The sequence below is a fragment of the Nocardioides baculatus genome (assembly GCF_016735675.1).
In the GTDB taxonomy this organism is placed as follows: Bacteria; Actinomycetota; Actinomycetes; order Propionibacteriales; family Nocardioidaceae; genus Nocardioides; species Nocardioides baculatus.
Window position 1 is genome coordinate 985,985 of the sequence record NZ_JAERSG010000001.1, and the last position, 19,798, is coordinate 1,005,782.

The 19,798-nt window shown below is 72.1% G+C and carries 18 protein-coding genes; 8 read left to right on the forward strand and 10 right to left on the reverse strand.

From position 1 onward, the window contains the following. Window positions 1-9 precede the first annotated feature (9 nt). The 4 genes from JI751_RS04780 to JI751_RS04795 all read right to left on the reverse strand — a co-directional run bounded on the left by JI751_RS04780 (window position 10) and on the right by JI751_RS04795 (window position 2,821). Entirely contained in the window at window positions 10-153 is a 144-nt protein-coding gene (locus tag JI751_RS04780) for a hypothetical protein (protein ID WP_165354420.1), read from the reverse strand. A gap of 100 nt (window positions 154-253) precedes the next feature. After that, window positions 254-1,123, reverse strand: coding sequence for an HpcH/HpaI aldolase/citrate lyase family protein (locus tag JI751_RS04785; protein WP_201933965.1), 870 nt, complete (start codon window positions 1,121-1,123; stop codon window positions 254-256). Then, window positions 1,116-2,201, reverse strand: coding sequence for an HpcH/HpaI aldolase/citrate lyase family protein (locus JI751_RS04790; RefSeq protein WP_201933968.1), 1,086 nt, complete (start codon window positions 2,199-2,201; stop codon window positions 1,116-1,118). The genes JI751_RS04785 and JI751_RS04790 overlap by 8 nt, the downstream gene beginning before the upstream one ends. A 53-nt stretch (window positions 2,202-2,254) precedes the next feature. Then, a complete protein-coding gene (locus JI751_RS04795; RefSeq protein WP_201933969.1) occupies window positions 2,255-2,821 on the reverse strand; it encodes a DnaJ family domain-containing protein in 567 nt (188 codons plus the stop codon). A 102-nt stretch (window positions 2,822-2,923) separates the two neighbouring features. Here JI751_RS04795 and JI751_RS04800 point away from each other — a divergent pair, with 102 nt between their 5' ends. Then, window positions 2,924-3,169 carry a PspC domain-containing protein gene (locus JI751_RS04800; protein ID WP_201933971.1) on the forward strand — a complete coding sequence of 82 codons (246 nt, stop codon included), beginning with the start codon at window positions 2,924-2,926 and terminating at the stop codon, window positions 3,167-3,169. 33 nt (window positions 3,170-3,202) lie between these two features. Beyond that, window positions 3,203-3,763: a hypothetical protein gene (locus JI751_RS04805; protein ID WP_201933974.1), complete on the forward strand. Its 561-nt coding sequence runs from the start codon at window positions 3,203-3,205 to the stop codon at window positions 3,761-3,763. Window positions 3,764-3,776: 13 nt separating this feature from the next. Here the strand turns inward: JI751_RS04805 and JI751_RS04810 are convergent, their stop codons facing one another. The 3 genes from JI751_RS04810 to JI751_RS04820 are packed head-to-tail and all read right to left on the reverse strand — an operon-like array spanning window position 3,777 to window position 7,200. Continuing rightward, window positions 3,777-5,234 carry an MFS transporter gene (locus tag JI751_RS04810; protein ID WP_201933977.1) on the reverse strand — a complete coding sequence of 486 codons (1,458 nt, stop codon included), beginning with the start codon at window positions 5,232-5,234 and terminating at the stop codon, window positions 3,777-3,779. Next, window positions 5,231-6,577, reverse strand: a complete 1,347-nt coding sequence (locus JI751_RS04815; RefSeq protein ID WP_201933979.1) for a M20/M25/M40 family metallo-hydrolase — start codon at window positions 6,575-6,577, stop codon at window positions 5,231-5,233. The genes JI751_RS04810 and JI751_RS04815 overlap by 4 nt, the downstream gene beginning before the upstream one ends. Continuing rightward, window positions 6,574-7,200, reverse strand: a complete 627-nt coding sequence (locus JI751_RS04820) for a nitroreductase family protein (RefSeq protein ID WP_201933982.1) — start codon at window positions 7,198-7,200, stop codon at window positions 6,574-6,576. The genes JI751_RS04815 and JI751_RS04820 overlap by 4 nt, the downstream gene beginning before the upstream one ends. A 156-nt stretch (window positions 7,201-7,356) precedes the next feature. On the opposite strand from JI751_RS04820, the gene JI751_RS04825 reads away from it, so the two are divergent. From JI751_RS04825 to JI751_RS21715, 6 genes are all read left to right on the forward strand, one after another. Continuing rightward, window positions 7,357-8,571 carry an allantoate amidohydrolase gene (locus tag JI751_RS04825; RefSeq protein ID WP_201933985.1) on the forward strand — a complete coding sequence of 405 codons (1,215 nt, stop codon included), beginning with the start codon at window positions 7,357-7,359 and terminating at the stop codon, window positions 8,569-8,571. Continuing rightward, window positions 8,568-9,872 (forward strand): formimidoylglutamate deiminase, encoded by a 1,305-nt coding sequence (locus JI751_RS04830; protein WP_201933987.1) that lies wholly within the window; start codon window positions 8,568-8,570, stop codon window positions 9,870-9,872. The genes JI751_RS04825 and JI751_RS04830 overlap by 4 nt, the downstream gene beginning before the upstream one ends. Before the next feature lie 133 nt (window positions 9,873-10,005). Next, complete coding sequence (hutI, locus tag JI751_RS04835) at window positions 10,006-11,169, forward strand: imidazolonepropionase (RefSeq protein WP_201933989.1); 1,164 nt, start codon at window positions 10,006-10,008, stop codon at window positions 11,167-11,169. Window positions 11,170-11,599: 430 nt separating this feature from the next. Further along, window positions 11,600-14,530 (forward strand): helix-turn-helix transcriptional regulator, encoded by a 2,931-nt coding sequence (locus tag JI751_RS04840; protein ID WP_201933991.1) that lies wholly within the window; start codon window positions 11,600-11,602, stop codon window positions 14,528-14,530. 70 nt (window positions 14,531-14,600) lie between these two features. Continuing rightward, window positions 14,601-15,671, forward strand: a complete 1,071-nt coding sequence (locus JI751_RS04845) for a hypothetical protein (protein WP_201933995.1) — start codon at window positions 14,601-14,603, stop codon at window positions 15,669-15,671. A 27-nt stretch (window positions 15,672-15,698) separates the two neighbouring features. Further along, window positions 15,699-16,469, forward strand: a complete 771-nt coding sequence (locus tag JI751_RS21715) for a sucrase ferredoxin (protein ID WP_201933997.1) — start codon at window positions 15,699-15,701, stop codon at window positions 16,467-16,469. Window positions 16,470-16,528: 59 nt separating this feature from the next. On the opposite strand, the gene JI751_RS04855 is transcribed toward JI751_RS21715, so the two are convergent. The 3 genes from JI751_RS04855 to JI751_RS04865 are packed head-to-tail and all read right to left on the reverse strand — an operon-like array spanning window position 16,529 to window position 19,760. Continuing rightward, window positions 16,529-17,398 (reverse strand): carbohydrate ABC transporter permease, encoded by an 870-nt coding sequence (locus JI751_RS04855; RefSeq protein WP_201933999.1) that lies wholly within the window; start codon window positions 17,396-17,398, stop codon window positions 16,529-16,531. Further along, entirely contained in the window at window positions 17,395-18,498 is a 1,104-nt protein-coding gene (locus JI751_RS04860) for a carbohydrate ABC transporter permease (protein ID WP_201934001.1), read from the reverse strand. The genes JI751_RS04855 and JI751_RS04860 overlap by 4 nt, the downstream gene beginning before the upstream one ends. Continuing rightward, on the reverse strand, window positions 18,495-19,760 hold the full coding sequence (locus JI751_RS04865) for a sugar ABC transporter substrate-binding protein (protein ID WP_201934003.1): 1,266 nt from the start codon (window positions 19,758-19,760) through the stop codon (window positions 18,495-18,497). Before JI751_RS04865 ends, JI751_RS04860 begins: the two co-directional genes overlap by 4 nt. Between the last annotated feature and the right edge of the window lie 38 nt (window positions 19,761-19,798).

A 19,798-nucleotide genomic window follows, 5' to 3' on the forward strand; every position in this document is an offset into this window, starting at 1 on the left:
GTCCGTCCGCTAGAAGACCCGACGGCTGCTGCCGCCGATGGGGACGAAGTTGAGAATCAGGCCGACGACGATCAGCACCAGTCCGATGTAGGTGAGGACCGGCGGTCCGACGAGGATTCCGATGAGGAGCAGGATCAGTCCGAGGACAACCATGTCTTTTTGCCTCCTTGTGAAGCGCCCTTGTGGGCGGCCCCAGCACTCTGCCGCGTGGCGCCCGCTTTGGAAAGCCGGGCACCTCCCTCTGGGTGAGCCTTCAGCCAGTGGCGAGTGCCTGGATCGCGTCGTGGATCGAGAGCGTGCGGCGGGCGGACTCGACGTGGAGGTTCTCGACCATCCGGCCGTGGTAGGTCACCACGCCCGATCCCTGGCCGTCCTCGAACGCCGCGATCAGCCCGCGGGCGTCCTCGACGGCCTGCTCGCTGGGGGCGAACGCGGTGTTGGCGCCCTCGACCTGGCCGGGGTGGATCAGCGTCTTGCCGTCGAAGCCCATCTGCCGGCCCTGCTCGCACTCGGCGAGGAAGCCCTCGGCGTCCTTGACGTCGTTGTAGACGCCGTCGATCACCGCGATCCCGGCGGCCCGGCCGGCGAGCAGCACGGTGTGGAGGCTCGGCAGGATCGGTGCGCGACCCGGGACGTGCTCGGCGTACAGCTCCTTGACGAGGTCGTTGGTGCCGAGGACGAGCGCCTGGAGCCGGGGCGACGCGGCCGCGATCTCGCGGACGTTGAAGATCGCCTCCGGCGTCTCCACCATCGCCCAGAGGCGGGTGTGCTCGGGAGCGCCCGCCGACTCGAGCGCCGTCGCGAGACCTCGCACCTGGTCGGCGGTCTCGACCTTAGGCACCACCACTGCGGCGGGGCCGGCGGCGGCCGCGGCCTCCAGGTCCGCGGCGTGCCACTCGGTGCCGATCCCGTTGACGCGGATGCTGACCGTACGCCGTCCGTAGTCGCCGCTGGCTGCGGCCGCGGCTGCCGCCTGGCGCGCGGCGGGCTTGGCGTCGGGGGCGACGGCGTCCTCGAGGTCGAGGATCAGTGCGTCGCACGCGATGTCCTTGGCCTTCTCCAGGGCGCGCTCGTTGGAGCTCGGCATGTAGAGGACGGAGCGGAGGGGGGTGAACTCAGACATCGGCGACCTCGATCGCGTCGTACTGCTCCTTGAGCGCGGGGTCGATCGCGGCGAGCTCCTCGGCGAGGGCGACCATCACCTGGCACTGCTTCACCGAGGCGTCGTCCTCCATCTTGCCGTCGATCATCACCGCGCCCGTGCCGTCGCCCATTGCGGCGATCACCCGGCGGGCGTGCGCGACGTCCTCGACGCTGGGGGAGAAGACCTTGTTCGCGATGGTGATCTGCGCCGGGTGCAACGACCACGCGCCGACGCAGCCCAGGAGGAACGCGTTGCGGAACTGGTCCTCGCACGCGACCGTGTCCCTGATGTCACCGAACGGCCCGTAGTAGGGGTAGATCCCGTGCATCGCGCACGCGTCGACCATCCGGGCGATCGTGTAGTGCCACAGGTCCTGCTGGTACGACGTGCGCGGAGCGTCGTACTGCGGGACGCCCAGGTCGTCGCGCGTCGGGTCCTCGCGCACCAGGTAGCCGGGGTGGCCGCCGCCGACCCGGGTGGTCTTCATCCGCCGGTCGGCGGCGAGGTCGGCCGGGCCGAGGGACAGGCCCTGCATGCGCGGGCTGGCCGCGCAGATCTCCTCGATGTTCGCGACACCGCGGGCGGTCTCGAGGATCGCGTGCACGAGGATCGGTCGGTCGAGGCCGGCCTTCGCCTCGAGCTGCGCGAGCAGCCGGTCGACGTAGTGGATGTCCTCGGCGCCCTGCACCTTCGGCACCATGATCACGTCGAGCTTGTCGCCGATCTCGGTCACCAGGGTGACGAGGTCGTCGAGGCCCCACGGGCTGTCGAGCGAGTTGACGCGCGTCCAGAACTGGGTCTTCCCGAAGTCAGTCGCCTTGCCGATCGCGACCAGGCCCTGGCGCGACTTCTCCTTGTTCTCGGCCTTCACCGCGTCCTCGAGGTTGCCGAGGAGGACGTCGACCGAGCCGACCATGTCGGGCACCTTGGCGGCCATCTTCTCGTTGCCCGGGTCGAAGAAGTGGATCGCGCGGCTCGGCCGGGCCGGGATGTCGCGCAGCGGCGTCGGGGCCCCCACGGCCAGCGGTGCGAAGAAGTCCTTGGCGGTTCGTGACATGGGCGCAAACTACCGTCGCGCAGGCCGTCGTCGATATGACGGATGTCTCGCGGTCAGTGCCGGCGCCACCAGCGGCGCTTGGGCGGCTCGGCCGCGGCCGCCTGCTCGCGTGCGGCCCGCTGGGCCTCGATCCGGGCCGCACGCCGGGCGCGCCAGGCCACGACCTCGTCGTCGACGTCGCGCTGGCGGGTGATCACCGGCGGCCCCGAGGGCCCCGTCGGCGGGGTGTAGATCGCCTTGCGGACCCGGGCGTTGAAGTCCTCGACCTCGCGGCGCACCTCCGACTCGACGTTGATCCGGTCGAGCAGGCCGTCGAGCTCGGCGTCCTCCTTCCGGAGGGCGAGGGCCGGCGGCAGGATCGCGATGTTCTCGCGCTCGACGAGCTTCTTGATCCACCAGTCGGGGTCGTGCTCGACGCCGAGGTCCTCGATCGGCTTGCCGTAGCCGGCGAGGTCGTCGAAGTCGCCGCGCTCCATCGCGATCCGGATCTGCTGGTCCACCCAGCTGGACTGGTGGTGGATGCGCGCAGCCGCCGCCGACCGACCGGTGCGCTCGTCGCGCTCGACCTCGCGGCGTACGGACTCGGTGTCCGCGGTCTCGAACTCGTCGTCGGGCGACATGTCCCGAGCCTACGTCGACCCAGGTCCGACCCGCTCGGGCTCGGGGTCGGACCGGGGGTGATCCCGATGGTCTGCCGTGTCGTCGCGGTGCAGGCTGGGGACATGGAAAAGTTCCGTGCCTCCCTCGCCCGTCAGGGCCTCGTCCGCTCCACCGACCGCGCCGTCATCGGCGGCGTCTGCGCCGGCGTCGGGCGTCGGCTCGGCCTGACCCCCTGGGTCACCCGCCTGCTCTTCCTGGTGACCCTGGTCGTCATCCCCGGGAGCCAGTTCCTGGTCTACCCGCTGCTGTGGTTCCTGATGCCGTCCGAGGACAGCACGGTCTCCGTCGTGCACGCGCCCAGCCGCTGACAACTTTCTCGCCCCGGGAGTCGTCTCCCCGTGATGACCCCCACGCGCGTACGCCGACGAGGCGCGGCCGCGACCCTCGTCGGCCTCCTGCTCGTGCTCGGGGCCTGCTCGGCCGACCGGGGCGACTCGTCGTCGGACCCCACCTCGACCTCGTCGCGCGCGTCTGCTGACGAGCCGGGCAGGAGTGCCGAGCCGACGGACGAGGCCGGGGACACGGACGCCGAGGTCGACGCCGGCACGGAGACCGCGTCGGCGTCAGAGGGCGTGAGCTGCGAGCGGGTGGACGACGCCACGGCGCAGGACATCGCCGACGGGAGCATCGACCCGATCGACCCCGTGCCGGGCCGCAGCATGGCGTACCGACCGGACGGGATGAACGGCACCTACCTGGTGGTGATGGTGTTCACCGGACCGGGTCGGCCCGAGCCCGAGATGGGGGTCTGGGCGGTGAAGCGGTCGATCGAACCGGACGACCACGGGCCGATCCAGTCGATCGACCGCATCGCCCGGTACGTCACGTCGTGGCCGGTGGCGCGGTGGATCGTCGAGGACGACTTCCGGGTCAGTGAGGCCCGCGCCTGCACGCTGGTCTGATCGTCCCGGTGGGTCAGTGGGTGACCGACGTGGGGGCGTCGCTGAAGGCGTGCTTCGGCGCGGCCATCAGGGCGAGCGCCGCGAGGAACGACGCACCGGCGCAGACCGCCCACACCGTCAGGTAGCCGCTGAGCGGCGCGACCTTCTCGGCGGTCGCGTCGAGGGAACCGGTCGCCGTGAGGGCGATCGCGAAGATCGCCGAGGCGATGGCGCCGCCGACGGTCTTGGTGCCGTTGGTCATGCCGGTCGCGATGCCGGTGCGCTCGGGCGGTGCGGCAGCCGCGGCTGCGGCCGGTAGCGCGGCGACGAGGGCGCCCGAGCCGAGGCCCGCGATCGCCATGTTGATGAGCGCCTGCCAGGTGTGGTCGTGGAAGGGCAGCCAGAGGAGGTAGCCGACCCCGACGAGGCAGCACGCCACGATCAGGGCACGGCGTACGCCGCCCAGCAGCCGCGTCGTCAGGGGAAGGGTGAAGGCGCCGATCGCCAGCGTGACGACGTACAACCCGATGAGCGTGGAGATGAAGGCCGAGTCCGCACCGAGGCCGTAGCCGCGCACTGCGGGGTCGGCCTGGGCGTAGGTCGAGAGCGGGATCTGACCGCCGAGGACCGGGACGCCGAAGAGGAACGCGGTCAGCTGGACCGGCCACTGGGCGGGGCTGGAGAGGAGCCGCACGTCGACGATCGGCTCGGGGTGCTGCTGCTCGAAGCGCCAGAACCACGCGAAGACCGCGACGGACACGAGGATGGTCAGCCAGCCGAGGAGCGAGCCCGCCCCGTCGAGGCGCAGCCAGACGAGGCCGCCCATCAGGACGCTGAGGGCGAGGCTGATCAGTCCGAGCCCGGTCCAGTCGATGCCGCCGCTGTCGTCGCCGGGCGCCTGCTCGATGCCGACGAGGATCACGAAGAAGACCGCGGTGACGACGACGGCGGGCATCGCGAGCAGGACGTTCATGTCCATCGAGTCGACGAGCAGGCCGCTGGTCAGCGCGCCGATGATGACGGCCAGCTCGAGGGAGCCGACCAGGATCGCCGCGCCGCGCCGGGTGAGCAGCTCCTGGCGGCCGGAGTCGCGCGTGCGGCGGTGGATGATCGCGATCTCGAGCGGCAGCCAGACGACGTACGCCCCCTGGATGGCCCAGCCGATGAGGAAGGTCGTGAAGCCCGGGGCGAAGGCCAGCCACCACGAGCCGAGCGCGGTGACGGCGGTCGAGATGAGCAGGACCTTCTTGTGCCCGATGAGGTCGCCGAGCCGGGCGAGCAGCGGGATGCAGAGGGCGCTGACGATCAGCTGTGCGGCCTCGAACCAGTTGATGTCGCCCTCGGCGATCGAGAGGTGCTCGGCGATCTGCGGGTAGATCGGCGTGTAGTAGCCCTGCAGGATGCCGCTGGCGAACTCGACAAGGACGAGGAAGCCGACGATCGCGGCGAGACCCTTCACCGCGGTCTGCGCGGCGGGCTTGGTGGTCGTCATGCAGGCAGCCTCTCGATCAGCAGCTGGTACCAGCGGGCACCGTCGACGAGGTCGGCCACGCCGATGTGCTCGTCGTAGGAGTGGATCGCCTGGCGCTGGGCCTTGGTCATCCGGAAGGGCGCGAAGCGGTAGACGTGCTCGCTGATCGCGGTGAAGTGGCGCGAGTCGGTGGCGGCCATCATCACGTAGGGCGTCGCGACCGCCTCGGGGAAGACCTCGGCGATGCACTCCTCGAGCAGCTCGAAGGCCTCGTCCATCGGGGAGATCGGTGACGGCTCGCCGGACTCGATGACGTCGATCCGGATCGAGTCGTCCTTGATCGCGGCCCGGACGTGCTCCACGACGCCGGCCACGGTGTCGCCCACCATCAAGCGGATGTTGAGGCCGGCCTTGGCGGTCGAGGCGATCACGTTGAGCGCGGGCGATCCGCTGAGCGTCGTCGTGGCGACCGTCGTACGCGTCATGGCAGCCGCCTCCGGGCCGGCGGCGAGGAGGGCGCGGGTGACGGCCGGCGCGATCCTGTCGGCGCGACCCAGCAGCGGCCGCAGGGGGAGCGGCACGTGGGGCGCGAGGCGGCGCATCAGCTCGAGCGTCGGGGCGGGAGCCGATGCCGGGAAGGGTGACTTCTCGATCCGCAGGATGGCGCGGGCGATCCGGGCGGTCGGGCCGTTCCTCGCGGGCGTCGAGGCGTGGCCTCCGCGACCCTTGGCGACGAGCTCGAGCGAGGTGGTGCCCTTCTCGGTGACGCCGATGACGCCGAGTGGCGGCTTCACGCCGGGGAACGCCTCGCCTGCGATCGCGCCGCCCTCGTCGACGACGAGCCAGGGCGTGACACCACGCTCGCGGAGCACCTCCACCGCCTCGACGGCGGCCGTGCCGCTGACCTCCTCGTCGCAGCCGAAGGACAGCCAGACGTCCTGCGCGGGCACGTGCCCGGCCTCGAGCAGCGACTCGACGGCCTCGCAGATCCCGACCACGCAGCCCTTGTCGTCGAGGGTGCCGCGGCCCCAGATCGCCGGTCCGGTGGGGGACCCGTGGATCTCGCCGCCGAACGGGTCGTGCTGCCACGGTGCGTCCGCGTCGACGGGGACTACGTCGAGGTGGGCCATCAGCACGACCGGTCGGTCGGCGCTGGCGCCGGGCCAGTTGAAGAGGAGCCCGTGCGTGCCGACGATGGTGAGCGTCAGCCGCTCGTGCAGGAGCGGGAACTGGGTCTTCAGCTCGGCGAGCAGCCGGTCGAACGCCTCCGGGTCGACGCGGCTGGGGTCGCGGTCGGAGACGGTCGGGATGCGGACGAGGGCCTGCAGGGCCGTCACCACGCGCGTCTCGACGGGCACGGTCATGGGCTGACCGTAGTGCCCCACTGGCCGCGGTGGACGACATTGGTACGCCGTTCGCGCCGGGCCGCCGACCCCTGCGAGCCCGTGTCCTCGTCCCGGTGGCCGACCGTGATCGCGCCGACCGGCGTGTGGTCGGCGGGGATGCTGAACGCCGAGCGGAGGTCGTCGACGTACTCGCCGGGCACGCCGAAGAAGCACGCACCGAGTCCTTCGTCGACGGCCGTCTGGAGGATCAGCAGCGAGGCCATCCCGGCGTCGACGTACCAGTAGGGAACCGGCCAGCGGTCCTCGCTGCGGTCGGTCCAGCCCTTGTCGGGCTCGGCGTAGCGGTCGAGGTAGGCATCCTTGGACGCGAGCGGCACGATCACGACCGGCGCCGTGCGCATGCCGTCGAGCCAGGTGTTGGGCCGGGCGTGGGCGCCGGTCGACCGCGCGCCCGTCGCCCACCAGAAGAGGTCGACGTCGGTCGGGGTGTCGAGCACGAGGAACGCCCAGCCCTGGCTGAAGCCGGCGTTGGGCGCCCGCTGCGCGTGCTCGAGCATCCGGTCGACCGCGGCAGGGTCCACCGGCTTCGACGAGTAGCGACGGATCATCCGCCGGCGGCGCACGACGTCACGGAACTCCATGGCTCCATCATCGCGGAGCAGGAGGTGGTGGAAGTTCAAGATCCATCGGTGGTTGAGGTGCGAGACGGAGCGGGTCTCGCCACCGCGTCTCATATCCGAGACGAGTTGCCGACGTGGCGCGTTGACCGGGGTCGGTGATGCCGGTGGACTGCTCGCATGCCCGCCAGCCGAGACTTCGAGGAGATGTGGCGCGACCTCGCACCGGTCGGCCGGTCCGCCTCCTCCGGCGGCTACTACCGCCAGCCCTGGGCGTCCGCCGAGACCGAGCTGCGGGCGTGGTTCGTCGAGCAGTGCGCGGCGCGCGGGCTCACCGTCGAGACCGACGGCATCGGCAACCAGGTCGCCTGGTGGGGTGACGGCGAGGGGCCGGGCGTCCTCACCGGCTCGCACCTCGACTCCGTCCTCGACGGCGGTGCGTACGACGGCCCGCTGGGCGTCGTGTCCGCCCTGGCGGCGCTCGACGCCCTGCGCGACCGGGGCGTCACGCCGGCGCGCCCGATCGGGATCGGCGTCTTCGTGGAGGAGGAGGGCTCACGGTTCGGCCGGGCCTGCCTCGGCTCACGGCTGGTGACCGGCGCGACCACGTGGGACCAGGCGAAGGAGCTGACCGACCGCGACGGCGTCTTCCTCGCCGACGCGATCGCCGGCGCCGGGCTGGACCCGTCGGCGGGGCTGCTCTCGCTGGATCGCGTGGGCACCTTCGTGGAGCTCCACGTCGAGCAGGGCCGCGACCTCGTGGACCGCGACGTCGCCGTCGGGCTGGCGAGCGAGATCTGGCCGCACGGGCGCTGGCGCTTCGACTTCGCGGGCCAGGCCAACCACGCCGGCACCACGCGGATGGAGGACCGGCACGACCCGATGCTCACCTATGCGATGACCGCGCTCGCCGCCAACAAGCAGGCCCGCCTCGCGGGCCAGCGCGCGACCTTCGGTCGCCTCGCGGTCGAGCCCAACGGCACCAACGCGGTGCCGTCGCTGGTGACCGCCTGGCTCGACGCCCGCGCCTCGTCGGACGATGCCCTCGCGTCCCTGGTGGCCGAGGTTCAGCGGCAGGCCGACGACCGGGCCGGTCGCGACGGCACCTCGCTGGTCGTGACCCCGGAGTCGGTGTCCGGGTCGGTCGTCTTCGACGCCGACCTGGCCGCCCGCCTGGCCGCGCTCGGCGGCTGGCCGGTCATCCCGACGCAGGCCGGCCACGACGCCGGCATCCTCTCCGCCGCCGGCATCTCGACGGCCATGGTCTTCGTCCGCAACCCGACGGGCATCTCGCACTCGCCCGACGAGCACGCCGGGACCGCTGACTGCCTGGCCGGGGTCGAGGCGCTGGCCGACGTGCTGGCCGAGCTGGCCGGCAGCGCGGACCTCGCATGACGGCGTACCTCCTCGAGCGTGCCTGGCTGGGCGACCGGTTCCACGACGACGTGCTGGTCGAGGTGGAGGACGGACGCTTCGCGTCGGTGACCCCCGACTCCGACCCGCCGCGCGCGATCCCGGTGCGCGGGCTCGTCGTGCCGGGCCTCGCCAACACCCACAGCCACGCCTTCCACCGGGCCCTGCGCGGTCGCACCCAGCGCGAGCGCGGCACGTTCTGGACCTGGCGCGACCAGATGTACGACGTCGCCGCGCGGCTCGATCCCGACACCTACCTCGCCCTCGCGCGGGCGACGTACCGCGAGATGGCCGCGGCCGGGATCACCTGCGTCGGGGAGTTCCACTACCTCCACCACCAGCCCGACGGCACGCCCTACGCCGACCCCAACGAGATGGGGCTCGCCCTGGTGCACGCGGCGCGCGAGGCGGGCATCCGGATCACGTTGCTCGACACGGTCTACCTGTCGTCCGGCTTCGGCGCCGCCCCCGAGGGGGCGCAGGTGCGCTACAGCGACGGGTCGGTCGCGTCCTGGGTGGACCGGGTGGATGCGCTGGTCGAGGGAGGCCACGCCCGCGTCGGTGCGGCGGTCCACTCCGTCCGCGCGGTCCCCGCTGCCGACCTCGACGCAGTCGCGGCGTGGGTGGGCGACCGGCCGCTGCACGTCCACGTCTCCGAGCAGGTCGCCGAGAACGACGCGTGCCTGGCGGCGTACGACGTCACCCCGACGCGGCTGCTCGCCGACCACGGCCTGGTCGGGCCGACGACATCGCTGGTGCACGCCACCCACCTCACTGACGACGACGTCACCCTCATCGGCGGGGCGCGCGCCTACGCGGCGTTCTGCCCCACCACCGAGCGCGACCTCGGCGACGGCGTCGGGCCGTCGCGGCGGCTGCACGACGCCGGCGCCCGGCTGACCCTCGGGTCCGACAGCCACGCCGTGATCGACCCGTTCGAGGAGATGCGCGCCGTCGAGCTCGACGAGCGGCTGGCCACCCAGCAGCGCGGCCACTGGACCGCCCAGGAGCTGCTGACGGCCGCCACCACCGACGGTCACGCGTCGCTCGGCTGGGTGGATGCGGGCGCGATCGCCGTCGGGCAGCGGGCCGACCTGGTCGTGCTGGACCCGGCGTCCCCCCGCACGGCGGGCACCGGCCGCGACGAGAACACCGCCGTCTTCGCGGCCGCCGCCGAGGACGTACGTCGCGTGATGGCGGACGGCCGCTGGATCGCCGACGACGGCGACCGCGCCGCCATCGGGCGCGAGCTCGACGACGTGATCGGGAGGATCAGGACATGAAGCTCACCCCACGACCTTCTTCTCCTCCGCAACACTTCACCCCACAGCCTCCTGGTTCCCCCGCTGCGCTCCTCCACCACGAGCCTGCGGGGACCTCGAAGCGCTCCTCCGAACAACGCCGCAGGGACCCCGCATGACGACCACGGTGATCACCGGCATCGGCGAGCTCGTCACCAACGACCCCGGGCGGGAGGGGCTGCTCGGCCTCGTCCACGACGCAGCTCTGGTCGTCGAGGGTGGCCGCATCGCCTGGGTCGGCCCGGCCGCCGAGGCACCTGAGGCCGACGTCCAGGTGGACGCCGGCGGCCGCGCCGTGATCCCCGGCTTCGTGGACAGCCACAGCCACCTCGTCTTCGCCGGCGACCGGTCGGCGGAGTTCGAGGCCCGGATGACCGGCCAGCCCTACACGGCCGGCGGCATCCGCACGACCGTCGCGCGGACCCGCGCCGCCTCCGACGAGCAGCTGACCTCCCACGTCGCCCGGCTCGTCGCCGAGATGCGGGCGCAGGGCACGACCACCCTGGAGATCAAGAGCGGCTACGGGCTGTCGGTCCACGACGAGGCGCGCAGCCTCGCGGTGGCCCGCCAGTTCACCGAGGAGACGACCTTCCTCGGCGCCCACGTGGTGCCCGCCGACACCTCTGCCGAGGCGTACGTCGACCTCGTCACCGGCCCGATGCTGGCGGCCGCGGCACCGCACGCCCGGTGGATCGACGTGTTCTGCGAGGACGGCGCCTTCGACGTCGACCAGGCGCGCACCATCCTCGCCGCGGGGTCCGCCAGCGGCCTGCGCGGGCGGCTCCACGCCAACCAGCTGACGTACGGCGGCGGCGTGCAGCTGGCCTGCGAGCTGGGCCTGGTCGCGGTCGACCACTGCACCTTCCTCAGCCCGCTGGACGTCGAGTCGCTGAGGGACTCACGGACGATCGCGACGCTCCTGCCGGGCGTGGAGTTCTCCACCCGCCAGCCCTATCCCGACGCCCGCGGCCTGCTCGACGCCGGCGTACGGATCGCCCTCGCCAGCGACTGCAACCCCGGCTCGTGCTTCACCTCCTCGATGGCGCTGTGCATCGCGCTCGCGGTCCGCGAGATGCGGATGAGCCCGGCAGAGGCGCTGCACGCGGCGACCGCCATGGGTGCCGCCGCCCTCGACCGCGACGACGTCGGCGTGCTCGCCCCCGGCAAGGCCGCCGACCTCGTCCTGCTCGACGCCCCGTCCTACGTCCACCTGGCCTACCGCCCGGGCGTCCCGCTCGTGGCGGGGGTCTGGCAGGCCGGCCGCCCCACGCTGGGGTAGTCCACCGGGAAACGGTCGTCGGGCGTGCCGGGGTAGTCCACCGGCAAACGGTCGTCCAGGCGGCCTCGGGACAGCCCTTTCCCGGTGGACTACCCCGGCCCCCGGCTACCTCAGACGTCCGTCGTACGCCGTCCGCGCACCGATCTGAGGTAGCCAGCCACGCGTAGATAGGGCACCTGCCCGATGTCCGGGCCTACCTCAGCGACGGAATCTCTTCTCACGGTCCACCACGGGACCGCCGAGAAGAGGAGAAGCACATGTTCACGACCGACAGCTTCCTGGGTGCCGAGATCAAGTACCGCCAGGAGAAGGTCCGCCAGGACTACCGGCCGCGCCGCTGGATCCGCCGCGACGACGTCGCGACCACGCAGAAGTGACGCGCGGCGCGATCGGCGCCGGGGTGTCGGAGCGGCACGACACAATGTCGTCCGTGCCGGCGCTGAGGACCACCGATCTCATCGGACGCGATGCCGAGCTGGAGCAGCTGAGCTCCCAGCTCGGCATTCGTGCGTCCGGAGGTGCCGCGCCCACCGAGCAGTCCGTCCGCGCGATGCTCGTCGCCGGCGACGCAGGCGTCGGCAAGACCCGCGTCCTGATGGCGCTCCGCGACGCCGCGATCGAGGCGGGTTGGCACGTGGTCGCCGGCCACTGCCTCGACCTCGCCGACAGCTCCCTTCCCTACCTCCCCTTCTCCGAGATCCTCGGCCGCGTGATGGCCGACCAGCCCGACGTCGCGAGCCGCGTCCTCGACCAGCACCCCACTCTCGCCCGGCTCCAGCCGGGCCGCCGGATCCGCAGCAGCGAGACCGCGTCGGGCGACCAGGCCCTCGACCGCGGCAACGTCTACGACGCGTTCGGCGACCTCCTCGCCGCCGTCGCTCACGACGCGCCCGTCCTCGTCGTGGTCGAGGACGCCCACTGGGCCGACGAGTCCACCCGCGACATGCTCAGCTTCCTCTTCTCCCGGCCCGTCCCCGGCGTCTCGCTCGTCGTCTCCTACCGCGCCGACGACCTCCACCGGCGCCACCCGCTCCGCCGCCAGGTCGCCGAGTGGATGCGTCTGCGGGGCGTCGACCGGCTCCAGGTCGAGCCGCTCCACGACGACGACGTACGCCTCCTCGTGCGCGCGCTGCACCCCTCGACCATGTCGGAGGCGGAGTACGTCTCGATCGTCGACCGGGCCGAGGGCAACCCGTTCTTCATCGAGGAGCTCGTCGGCGCCGCGTGGTCCGGCCAGGTGCCCGGCGAGCTCGCCGACGTGCTGCTCGTCCACCTCGACCGCCTCGACGACACCACCCGCCAGGTCGTGCGGCTGGTCTCGGTCGCCGGGCGGCAGGTCAGCCACGAGCTGCTGGCCGCGGTGTCCGACCTCGGGGCCGCCGAGCTCGAGACCGCGCTCCGCAACGCCGTCGAGTCCCACGTGCTCGTCGCCTCGCGCGGTGGCACCTACGCCTTCCGCCACGCCCTGCTCGGCGAGGCGGTCTACGACGACCTGCTCCCGGGCGAGCGGATCCGGCTCCACGCCGACTTCGTCTCGGCGCTGGGCGAGGGACGCGCCGTCGGTACGGCGGCGGAGCTGGCGCAGCACGCCCGCCGGGCCGACGACCGGCCGGTCGCCGTCCACGCCTCCATCGAGGCCGGCGAGGAGGCGCTCGCCGTCGGCGGTCCGTCCGAGGCGGCCACCCACTTCCTCGACGCCCTCGAGCTGATCGACACGGCGCGCACCGCGGTCCCCGGCGTCGACGCCGTCGCACTCACCCGACGGTGTGCCGACGCACTCATCGCTGCCGGCCGGGTGCCCAAGGCGGTCAAGGTGCTCCGGGCCCGCCTGGCGACCCTGCCGGGCGACGGCTCCGACCTCGACCGCGGCCAGCTGCTGACGTCGCTCGCCTCGGCCCAGCTGCTCACCGACACCACCGACTCCCCGCGTGAGACCTCGGCCGAGGCGGTCGCGCTGCTGCGCGGCGCGGCGCCCAAGCTGCTGGCGCGCGCCCTCCTCGTGCACGCCCAGAGCCTCGGCAGCTGGCACACCGACGACGCGCGGTCGGTCGCGCTGGAGGCGCTCGAGATCGCCGAGCGCAACGACCTCACCAGCCTTGCTGTCGAGCTGCACACGACGGTCGCCGGACTCGACCCCGACGGTGGATCGAGTGCCAGCGCGGGCTGGCGCTCGGCGGCCGACCGGGCCCGTCGCGCCGGCCTGCTCGAGCCCGAGCTCCGCGCGCTCTACCTCCTCGGTCGGCTGCACCAGGACGAGGGCGACATCGACTCCGCCATCGAGGTCTACCGCGAGGTGATCGAGCGCAGCGAGGTCGGTGGCCTCGCCTGGTCGCCCTACCCCGCCGAGGCGCGGCTCCTGCTCGCGGTGGCGCTGACCCACCAGGGTCGCCTCGACGAGGCCTGGGACCTGCTCGACGTGAGCGGGCAGAACCCGCCGATGGTCTTCGAGTGGCTCTACTTCGCCCACCAGATGCTGATCCTCATCGGCATCCGCGGCGAGCCCAAGCCCAAGGCGCTCGAGCGGCTGCGCGACTACTGGGGCACCGACGGTCTCACCGCCATCTCCTCGGGGAGCGCCGAGCTGCTGCGGGCGACGGCGGCCGGCGACGCCGCCACCGCGGTCGAGGTCTACGACCACGTGGTGGAGACGGTCGTGCCGCTGTGGCACGACTGGTTCCAGGCGCGGCTCCGGCTCGCCACGCTCGTCGTGGCCGCGCTCGCCAACGCGGCGCCGCGGCAGTCGGCCGACGAGCGTGGGTCGGCGCGCGTCGACGTCGAGCGGATGGTCGCCGACGGCGGCCGGGTGATCGACTTCTACGCCCCCTACGACGGCAGCCACGGCCCGGAGTACCACATGTGGGTCGCCCGCCGGACCGCCGAGCACCTGCGCTGGCGCTGGCTCGCGCAGGTCGATCCGCCGTCGGGCGACGAGCTCGTCGCCGCGTGGCGGGCAGCCGAGGAGGCGGCCGTCGCCTACGGCAGCGTGCCTGAGATCGCCCAGGCGCGCGTGCGGCTGGCAGGGGTGCTCCGCGCCACCGGCGATGCGGGCGCAGCGCGCGAGCTGGCCGACCTGGCCCGCGACGCGGCGCACGCGATGGGCGCCCGCCCGCTGCTCGACGAGCTCACCGCGCAGGGCTCGGCGCCCGCCCCGGCGACCGCGACCGGCGAGGTGGCGCTCACGCCGCGCGAGTCCGAGATCCTCGCGCTCGTCGCCGAGGGCCGGAGCAACGGCGAGATCGGCAAGCAGCTCTTCATCAGCACCAAGACCGTCTCGGTGCACGTCTCCAACGTGCTCGCCAAGCTCGACGCCGCCTCGCGCACCGAGGCCGCGGCCGTCGCCCGGCGCCGCGGCCTGATCTGACGGCGAACCGTTTCGCACGTCCCCGAGCGGGTAGGAGATCGGCACCGATCTCGAGACACGGGGAGCACCCATGCACGTACGCCGTCGCCTGACCGTCGCCGTCGCCACCACCGCCCTGACCCTCGCCGGCGCGCTCGTCGGCGCGGCGCCTGCCGGGGCCACCGCTGACCGCGAACCGGACGCCGCGCTCACCACGGACGTACGCACGCCGACCCCGCCGGTGCTCAGCGGGGCGACCACGGCGCGGACGCGGGCAGGGCTCCCGACCTCGAGGCGTGCGGCACGCCCGCTCTTCGCGTTCTGGGGCCAGAAGTACAACCGGATCGACGGCTTCCCCTACCAGACGGGCGTGCGGGGCTCCGGCACGAGCATCCAGCTCGGGGTGGCGTGGAAGACCTACCGCGGGGTGAGGCCGATCCTGCCCAGGAAGGTGTTCGTCCAGGCGCGGATCGACGGCGGCTCGTGGGCCAAGGTCTCCGGCGCCCGGGGCAGGATCGGCAAGAGGGGCTACGTGCTGGCCCAGGTGCCGGCCCACGTCGTGCCGGCCGGCGTGGCGGCGCAGACGGTCGACTACCGCCTCAAGACCAAGAAGATCACCTCCGGTCCGCGCAAGGCCCGGCGCAGCGTGACGTCCAAGCCGGTCTCGGTGCGCTTCGAGAACCAGGCGATGTACACCGGCGACCAGGCCCGCTTCTACGCACCGATCGCCAACCTGTGCCCCAACGCCAGCGTCACCCTCGACACCGACCACACCATCGCCGAGAAGCGCGAGGCGGTCTTCTCCTTCCAGTACGGCATCGCCATCGACGTCGAGGAGATCAACGCCGTCACCGACGAGTCGGAGGCCTCCAAGCTGGCGGTCGCCATCCACGAGTGCGCCCACTGGCGGCAGTTCTACAACTGGGGCGGCACCCTCAAGGGCTACCGCGCCATGGAGAAGCGGTCCGGCGAGATCTTCGTCGCAGACGCCAACCCCAACGGCCCGACGCCGCCCAACGCGTCCGACTGGGCGCCGCTCGAGCACGCCGCCGACTGCGCGACGTTCCTCGTGACCTCGGGTGCCGAGCGCACCTACGGGGGCTACTGCAACCCCACCGAGAACGCCGCCGCGGGCCTGCTCTGGCAGGGTCAGAGGTACTGACCGCGACCCGTCGGCAACACTGGAGCCGTGCCTGACTTCCGCTGCTCCTTCGCGAGCCTCGAGGACGCGGAGCCGATCGTCGGCACCGCGCCGACCGACCCCGAGATCCTGCTCGTCGAGTGCCCCGGCCCGTGGGGCCGCGAGGCCGTCACCGACAACCGGCTGCCCGAGGCCGTGCGCGAGCACCTCGGTGGCCTGGACCTCAAGGTGTTCCTGCTGCGTCGGTACGACGGCAGTGCCGGTCCCGGCACCAGGGTCTTCCACGCCACCGCCACCGCCGAGGGCTACGACGTCCGCGGCACGGTGCTCGAGCGTCCGGACGACCTCCTCGACCTCGACCTCGGCCGAGATTCCACGAGCCTGACGGCGTACGACGGTCCGCTCTGGCTGGTGTGCACCAACGGCAAGCGCGACCGCTGCTGCGCCGAGCTCGGCCGGCCGATCGCCGGGCTGCTCAGCCAGGAGTGGCCCGAGGGCACGTGGGAGACCACGCACCTCGGCGGGCACCGCTTCTCCGGCACGCTGCTCGCGCTGCCGAGCGGCCTGACCCTGGGGCGCCTCGACACCGCCACCGCGCTTGCTGCCTGCGAGGCCGTCGAGCGCGGGGAGGTGCCGACCGAGTGGGTCCGCGGTCGCGCGGGCCGTTCCGGTGCCGAGCAGGCGCGCGAGCTGCACGTGCTCGCGGGCGGCGATCCGACCGACGAGGTCGTGGCGGTGCCCGGACCGGCGCGACGCCAGTCGTGCGGGGACGACAAGGTCAAGGGGACGACGCACTACGAGGTGCGCAGGTCGCGGTGACGTGTCCCGGCGCCGGGCGGTGCTAGGAGGCGGAACCCGCCCGGCGCCGGAGTCTGTGGTCAGCCCTTCTCCGCCCCCGCCGTACCTCCCCGCACGAGGTACTTCTGGAAGACGAAGAAGACGATCGCGACCGGGATGGTCATCAGCAGCGCCGCGGCCATCGAGATCGGGTACTGCTTGCCCGACCCGAGCTGACCGCTCGTCAGCGTCCCGACGCCCTTGGTGAGGGTGAAGAGGTCGGGGTCCTGGCTGGCGACCAGGAAGTGGGGCAGCTCGTTCCAGGAGCCCTGGAACGACAGGATCGTCAGGAGGATGAGCGCGGGACGGGCCATCGGCAGCACGACGGACCAGAAGATCCGGAACGTGCTGGCGCCGTCGATCCGCGCCGCCTCCTCCACGGACTCGGGAATCGTCTCGAAGAACTGCTTCATGATGAAGACGCCCGCGGCGTCGACCAGCAGGGGCAGCACCAGCGCCGGCCACGTGTTGTAGATCCCGAGGTAGTTGAGCACGAGGAACTTCGGGATCAGCAGGATGACGCCCGGCACCGCCATCACCGCGAGGATCGCGGTGAAGACCGCTCCGCGGCCGCGGAACTTGATCCGTGCGAGGGCGTAGCCGGCGAGCGAGCACAGGAAGACCCGGCCCGCCGTGACCAGCACGGTCACGATGACGGAGTTGCGGAACCAGAGCGGGAAGTCCTTCTCGGCCAGCTCGCCGTAGGCACCCGTGGAGAACGGGTCCGGGACGAGGGACAGGGGATTGGCCACCGCGTCGGTGTTGGTCTTGAACGACGTCGTGACCTGCACCAGGAACGGGTAGAGGTAGACGAAGGCGAAGAAGAGCAGGACGGCGTAGCCGAGGAACAGCCACAGGGCCGTCCGGTCGCGGACCATCGGCTTGGCCGACGGGGAGGACGTGGTGCTCATGAAGCACCTCCTGCGGGTGCGTTGGCGTGCGCCTTCTTCGTCCGCTTCTCCGCCCGCTTGGTGGCGATCGCGTCCCTGTCACGGAACAGGAACCGCTGGAACGAGGTCATCGCGAAGATGATGAGGAACAGCACGAACGCCATGGCTGCTGCGATGCCCCACTTCTGGTTGTCGAAGGCGTAGGAGTACGACAGGTACGCCGGGGTGAGGGTCGACTTGCCCGGCCCGCCCTGCGTCATGACGTACACCTGGTCGAAGACCTGCCACGTGCCGATCAGGCCGAGCGTGGTCACCAGCAGCATCGTCGGTCGCAGGTGGGGGAGCGTGACGTTGCGGAACACGCCCCACGCACCGGCGCCGTCGATGCGGGCGGCCTCCTCGACCTCGACAGGCAGGTCCTGGAGGGCGGCGAGGAACATCAGCATGAAGGTGCCGGCGGTCGTCCAGACGACCAGCATGATGATCACCGAGAGCGCGACGCTCGGCCCGGAGATCCACTGCCACCAGGTGAGCCCGAGCACGCCGCTGCCGGTGAGCGCCGACGGCGGGTCCGCGGTGCTCCAGAGGCCGAGGCCGTCACCGAGCAGGTGGAACAGCCCGCGCGAGTCGTTGAACCACGTCGGCCCGTCGATGCCGATCGCGTCGAGCATCGAGTTGACCACGCCGGTGCCGCTGAAGAGGAACAGGAACACCAGGCTGATCGCGACCGAGCTGACGACCGACGGGAAGTAGAAGGCGGTGCGGAAGAAGCCGACCGCCTTCAGCAGCCGCTGGTTGAGCACGAGGGCGAGGAACAGCGCGAACGCCGTCTGCAACGGCACCACGAGCAGGACGTAGAAGAAGTTGTTGCGCAGCGAGGTCATGAAGTCCGACCTCGTCAACCCGCCCTGCTCGCCGACCAGCTCGCGGTAGTTGTCCGCACCGACGAACCCGATGCCCGAGGCGAACGGGCTGCCACGACCGTTCCAGTCGGTGAACGACACCCACAGCGCCATCGCCACCGGCACCGCGAGGAAGAGACCCAGCACGACCAGGGTGGGGGAGACGAACGTCCACCCCGCCAGGGCCTGGCCGCGCCGGATGCTCCTGTCCCGACTCACTGAAGCTCCGCCTCGGCGTTCTTCTGGAAGGACTCGAGGATGTCCTCGACGTCGGCGGTCCTGAGCTGCTCGAGCTGCGAGTCGAGGTCGGCCACGACCGGGCCGAGACCGGGCAGGTTGACCGGGCCCTGGCCGTAGTCGCCGCCCGCGATGAACGGCGCGTCCTCGGGGAACTGCTCGACGTAGTCGGCCTGGGCGGCCTCGCGGCTCGGCATGACGCCGAAGGCGTCGGCGTTGGTCAGCTGCTGCTCCGGGGTGGTCATGGCCTCGACGAAGTCGACGGCCGCCGCCTGGTTCTCCGAGTCCGCGGCGATGCCCCAGCACTGGGTGAAGAGCAGGGTGCCCTTGCCCGCGGGGCCCTCGGGCAGCTCGGCGACGGTGTACTCGACGTCGGGGTAGTCGTTCTCCATCGCGCCGCGGATCCAGTTGCCCTCGATGGTCATCGCGGCCTTCTGGGTGCCGAAGGCCTCACCGCCCCAGCCGGCGTCGACGTCGGGGGCCAGCACGGCCTCACCGCCGTCGAGCATGCTCTGGACGTACTCCAGCGCCTCGGCGTTGCTCGGCTCGGTCGCTGTGGCCTCGCCGGACTCGGCGTCGACCCAGAACCCGCCGTTCTGCACGAGGAACGCGCCGACGCGGTCACGGCCGATGCTGAGCGCCAGTCCGGCCTGGTCGGGCGTGGTCAGCTTCTTCGCGACGGCCTGGAGCTCGTCCCAGGTGGTGGGGATGTCGGCGTCGGTGAGGCCGGCCTTCTTCCACGCCGCGGTGTTGATCTCGAGCGCGAGCGTCGAGAAGTCCTTGGGTGCGCAGTAGGCCTCGCCGTCGAGCGTGAACGAGTCGACGAGGTTGGGGTAGAAGTCGTCGGCGTCGGCCAGCTGGTCCATGTAGGGGTAGAGGTTGCCGGCCTCGGCGTAGTCGCCGAAGACGCCCGCGTCGACGTAGAAGAGGTCCGGCGGGTTGCCGCCGGCGAAGCCCTGCGAGAGCTGCTGCGCGAGGTCGTTCGCCACGACGACCTCGACCTCGTTGCCGCTCTCCTCGGCCCACGCGTCGGCGGCGTCCTGGACGGCCTGGGTCTCCGCGTCGCCGCTGGAGCCGATCAGCACCTGGAGCTTCGCTGGACCGTCACCGGACGAGGCGGGCTCGTCGGAGCCGTTCTCCTCGAAGCCGCCACCGCCGCAGGCGGCGAGCGCGATCGAGGAGCCGAGGGCCAGTGCGACGAGGGACGTACGACGGCGGCGCGAGGGGGAAGACACGGGGGACATGTGGAGCTCCTTCATCGGGGGATCTGCGGACGGTGCGG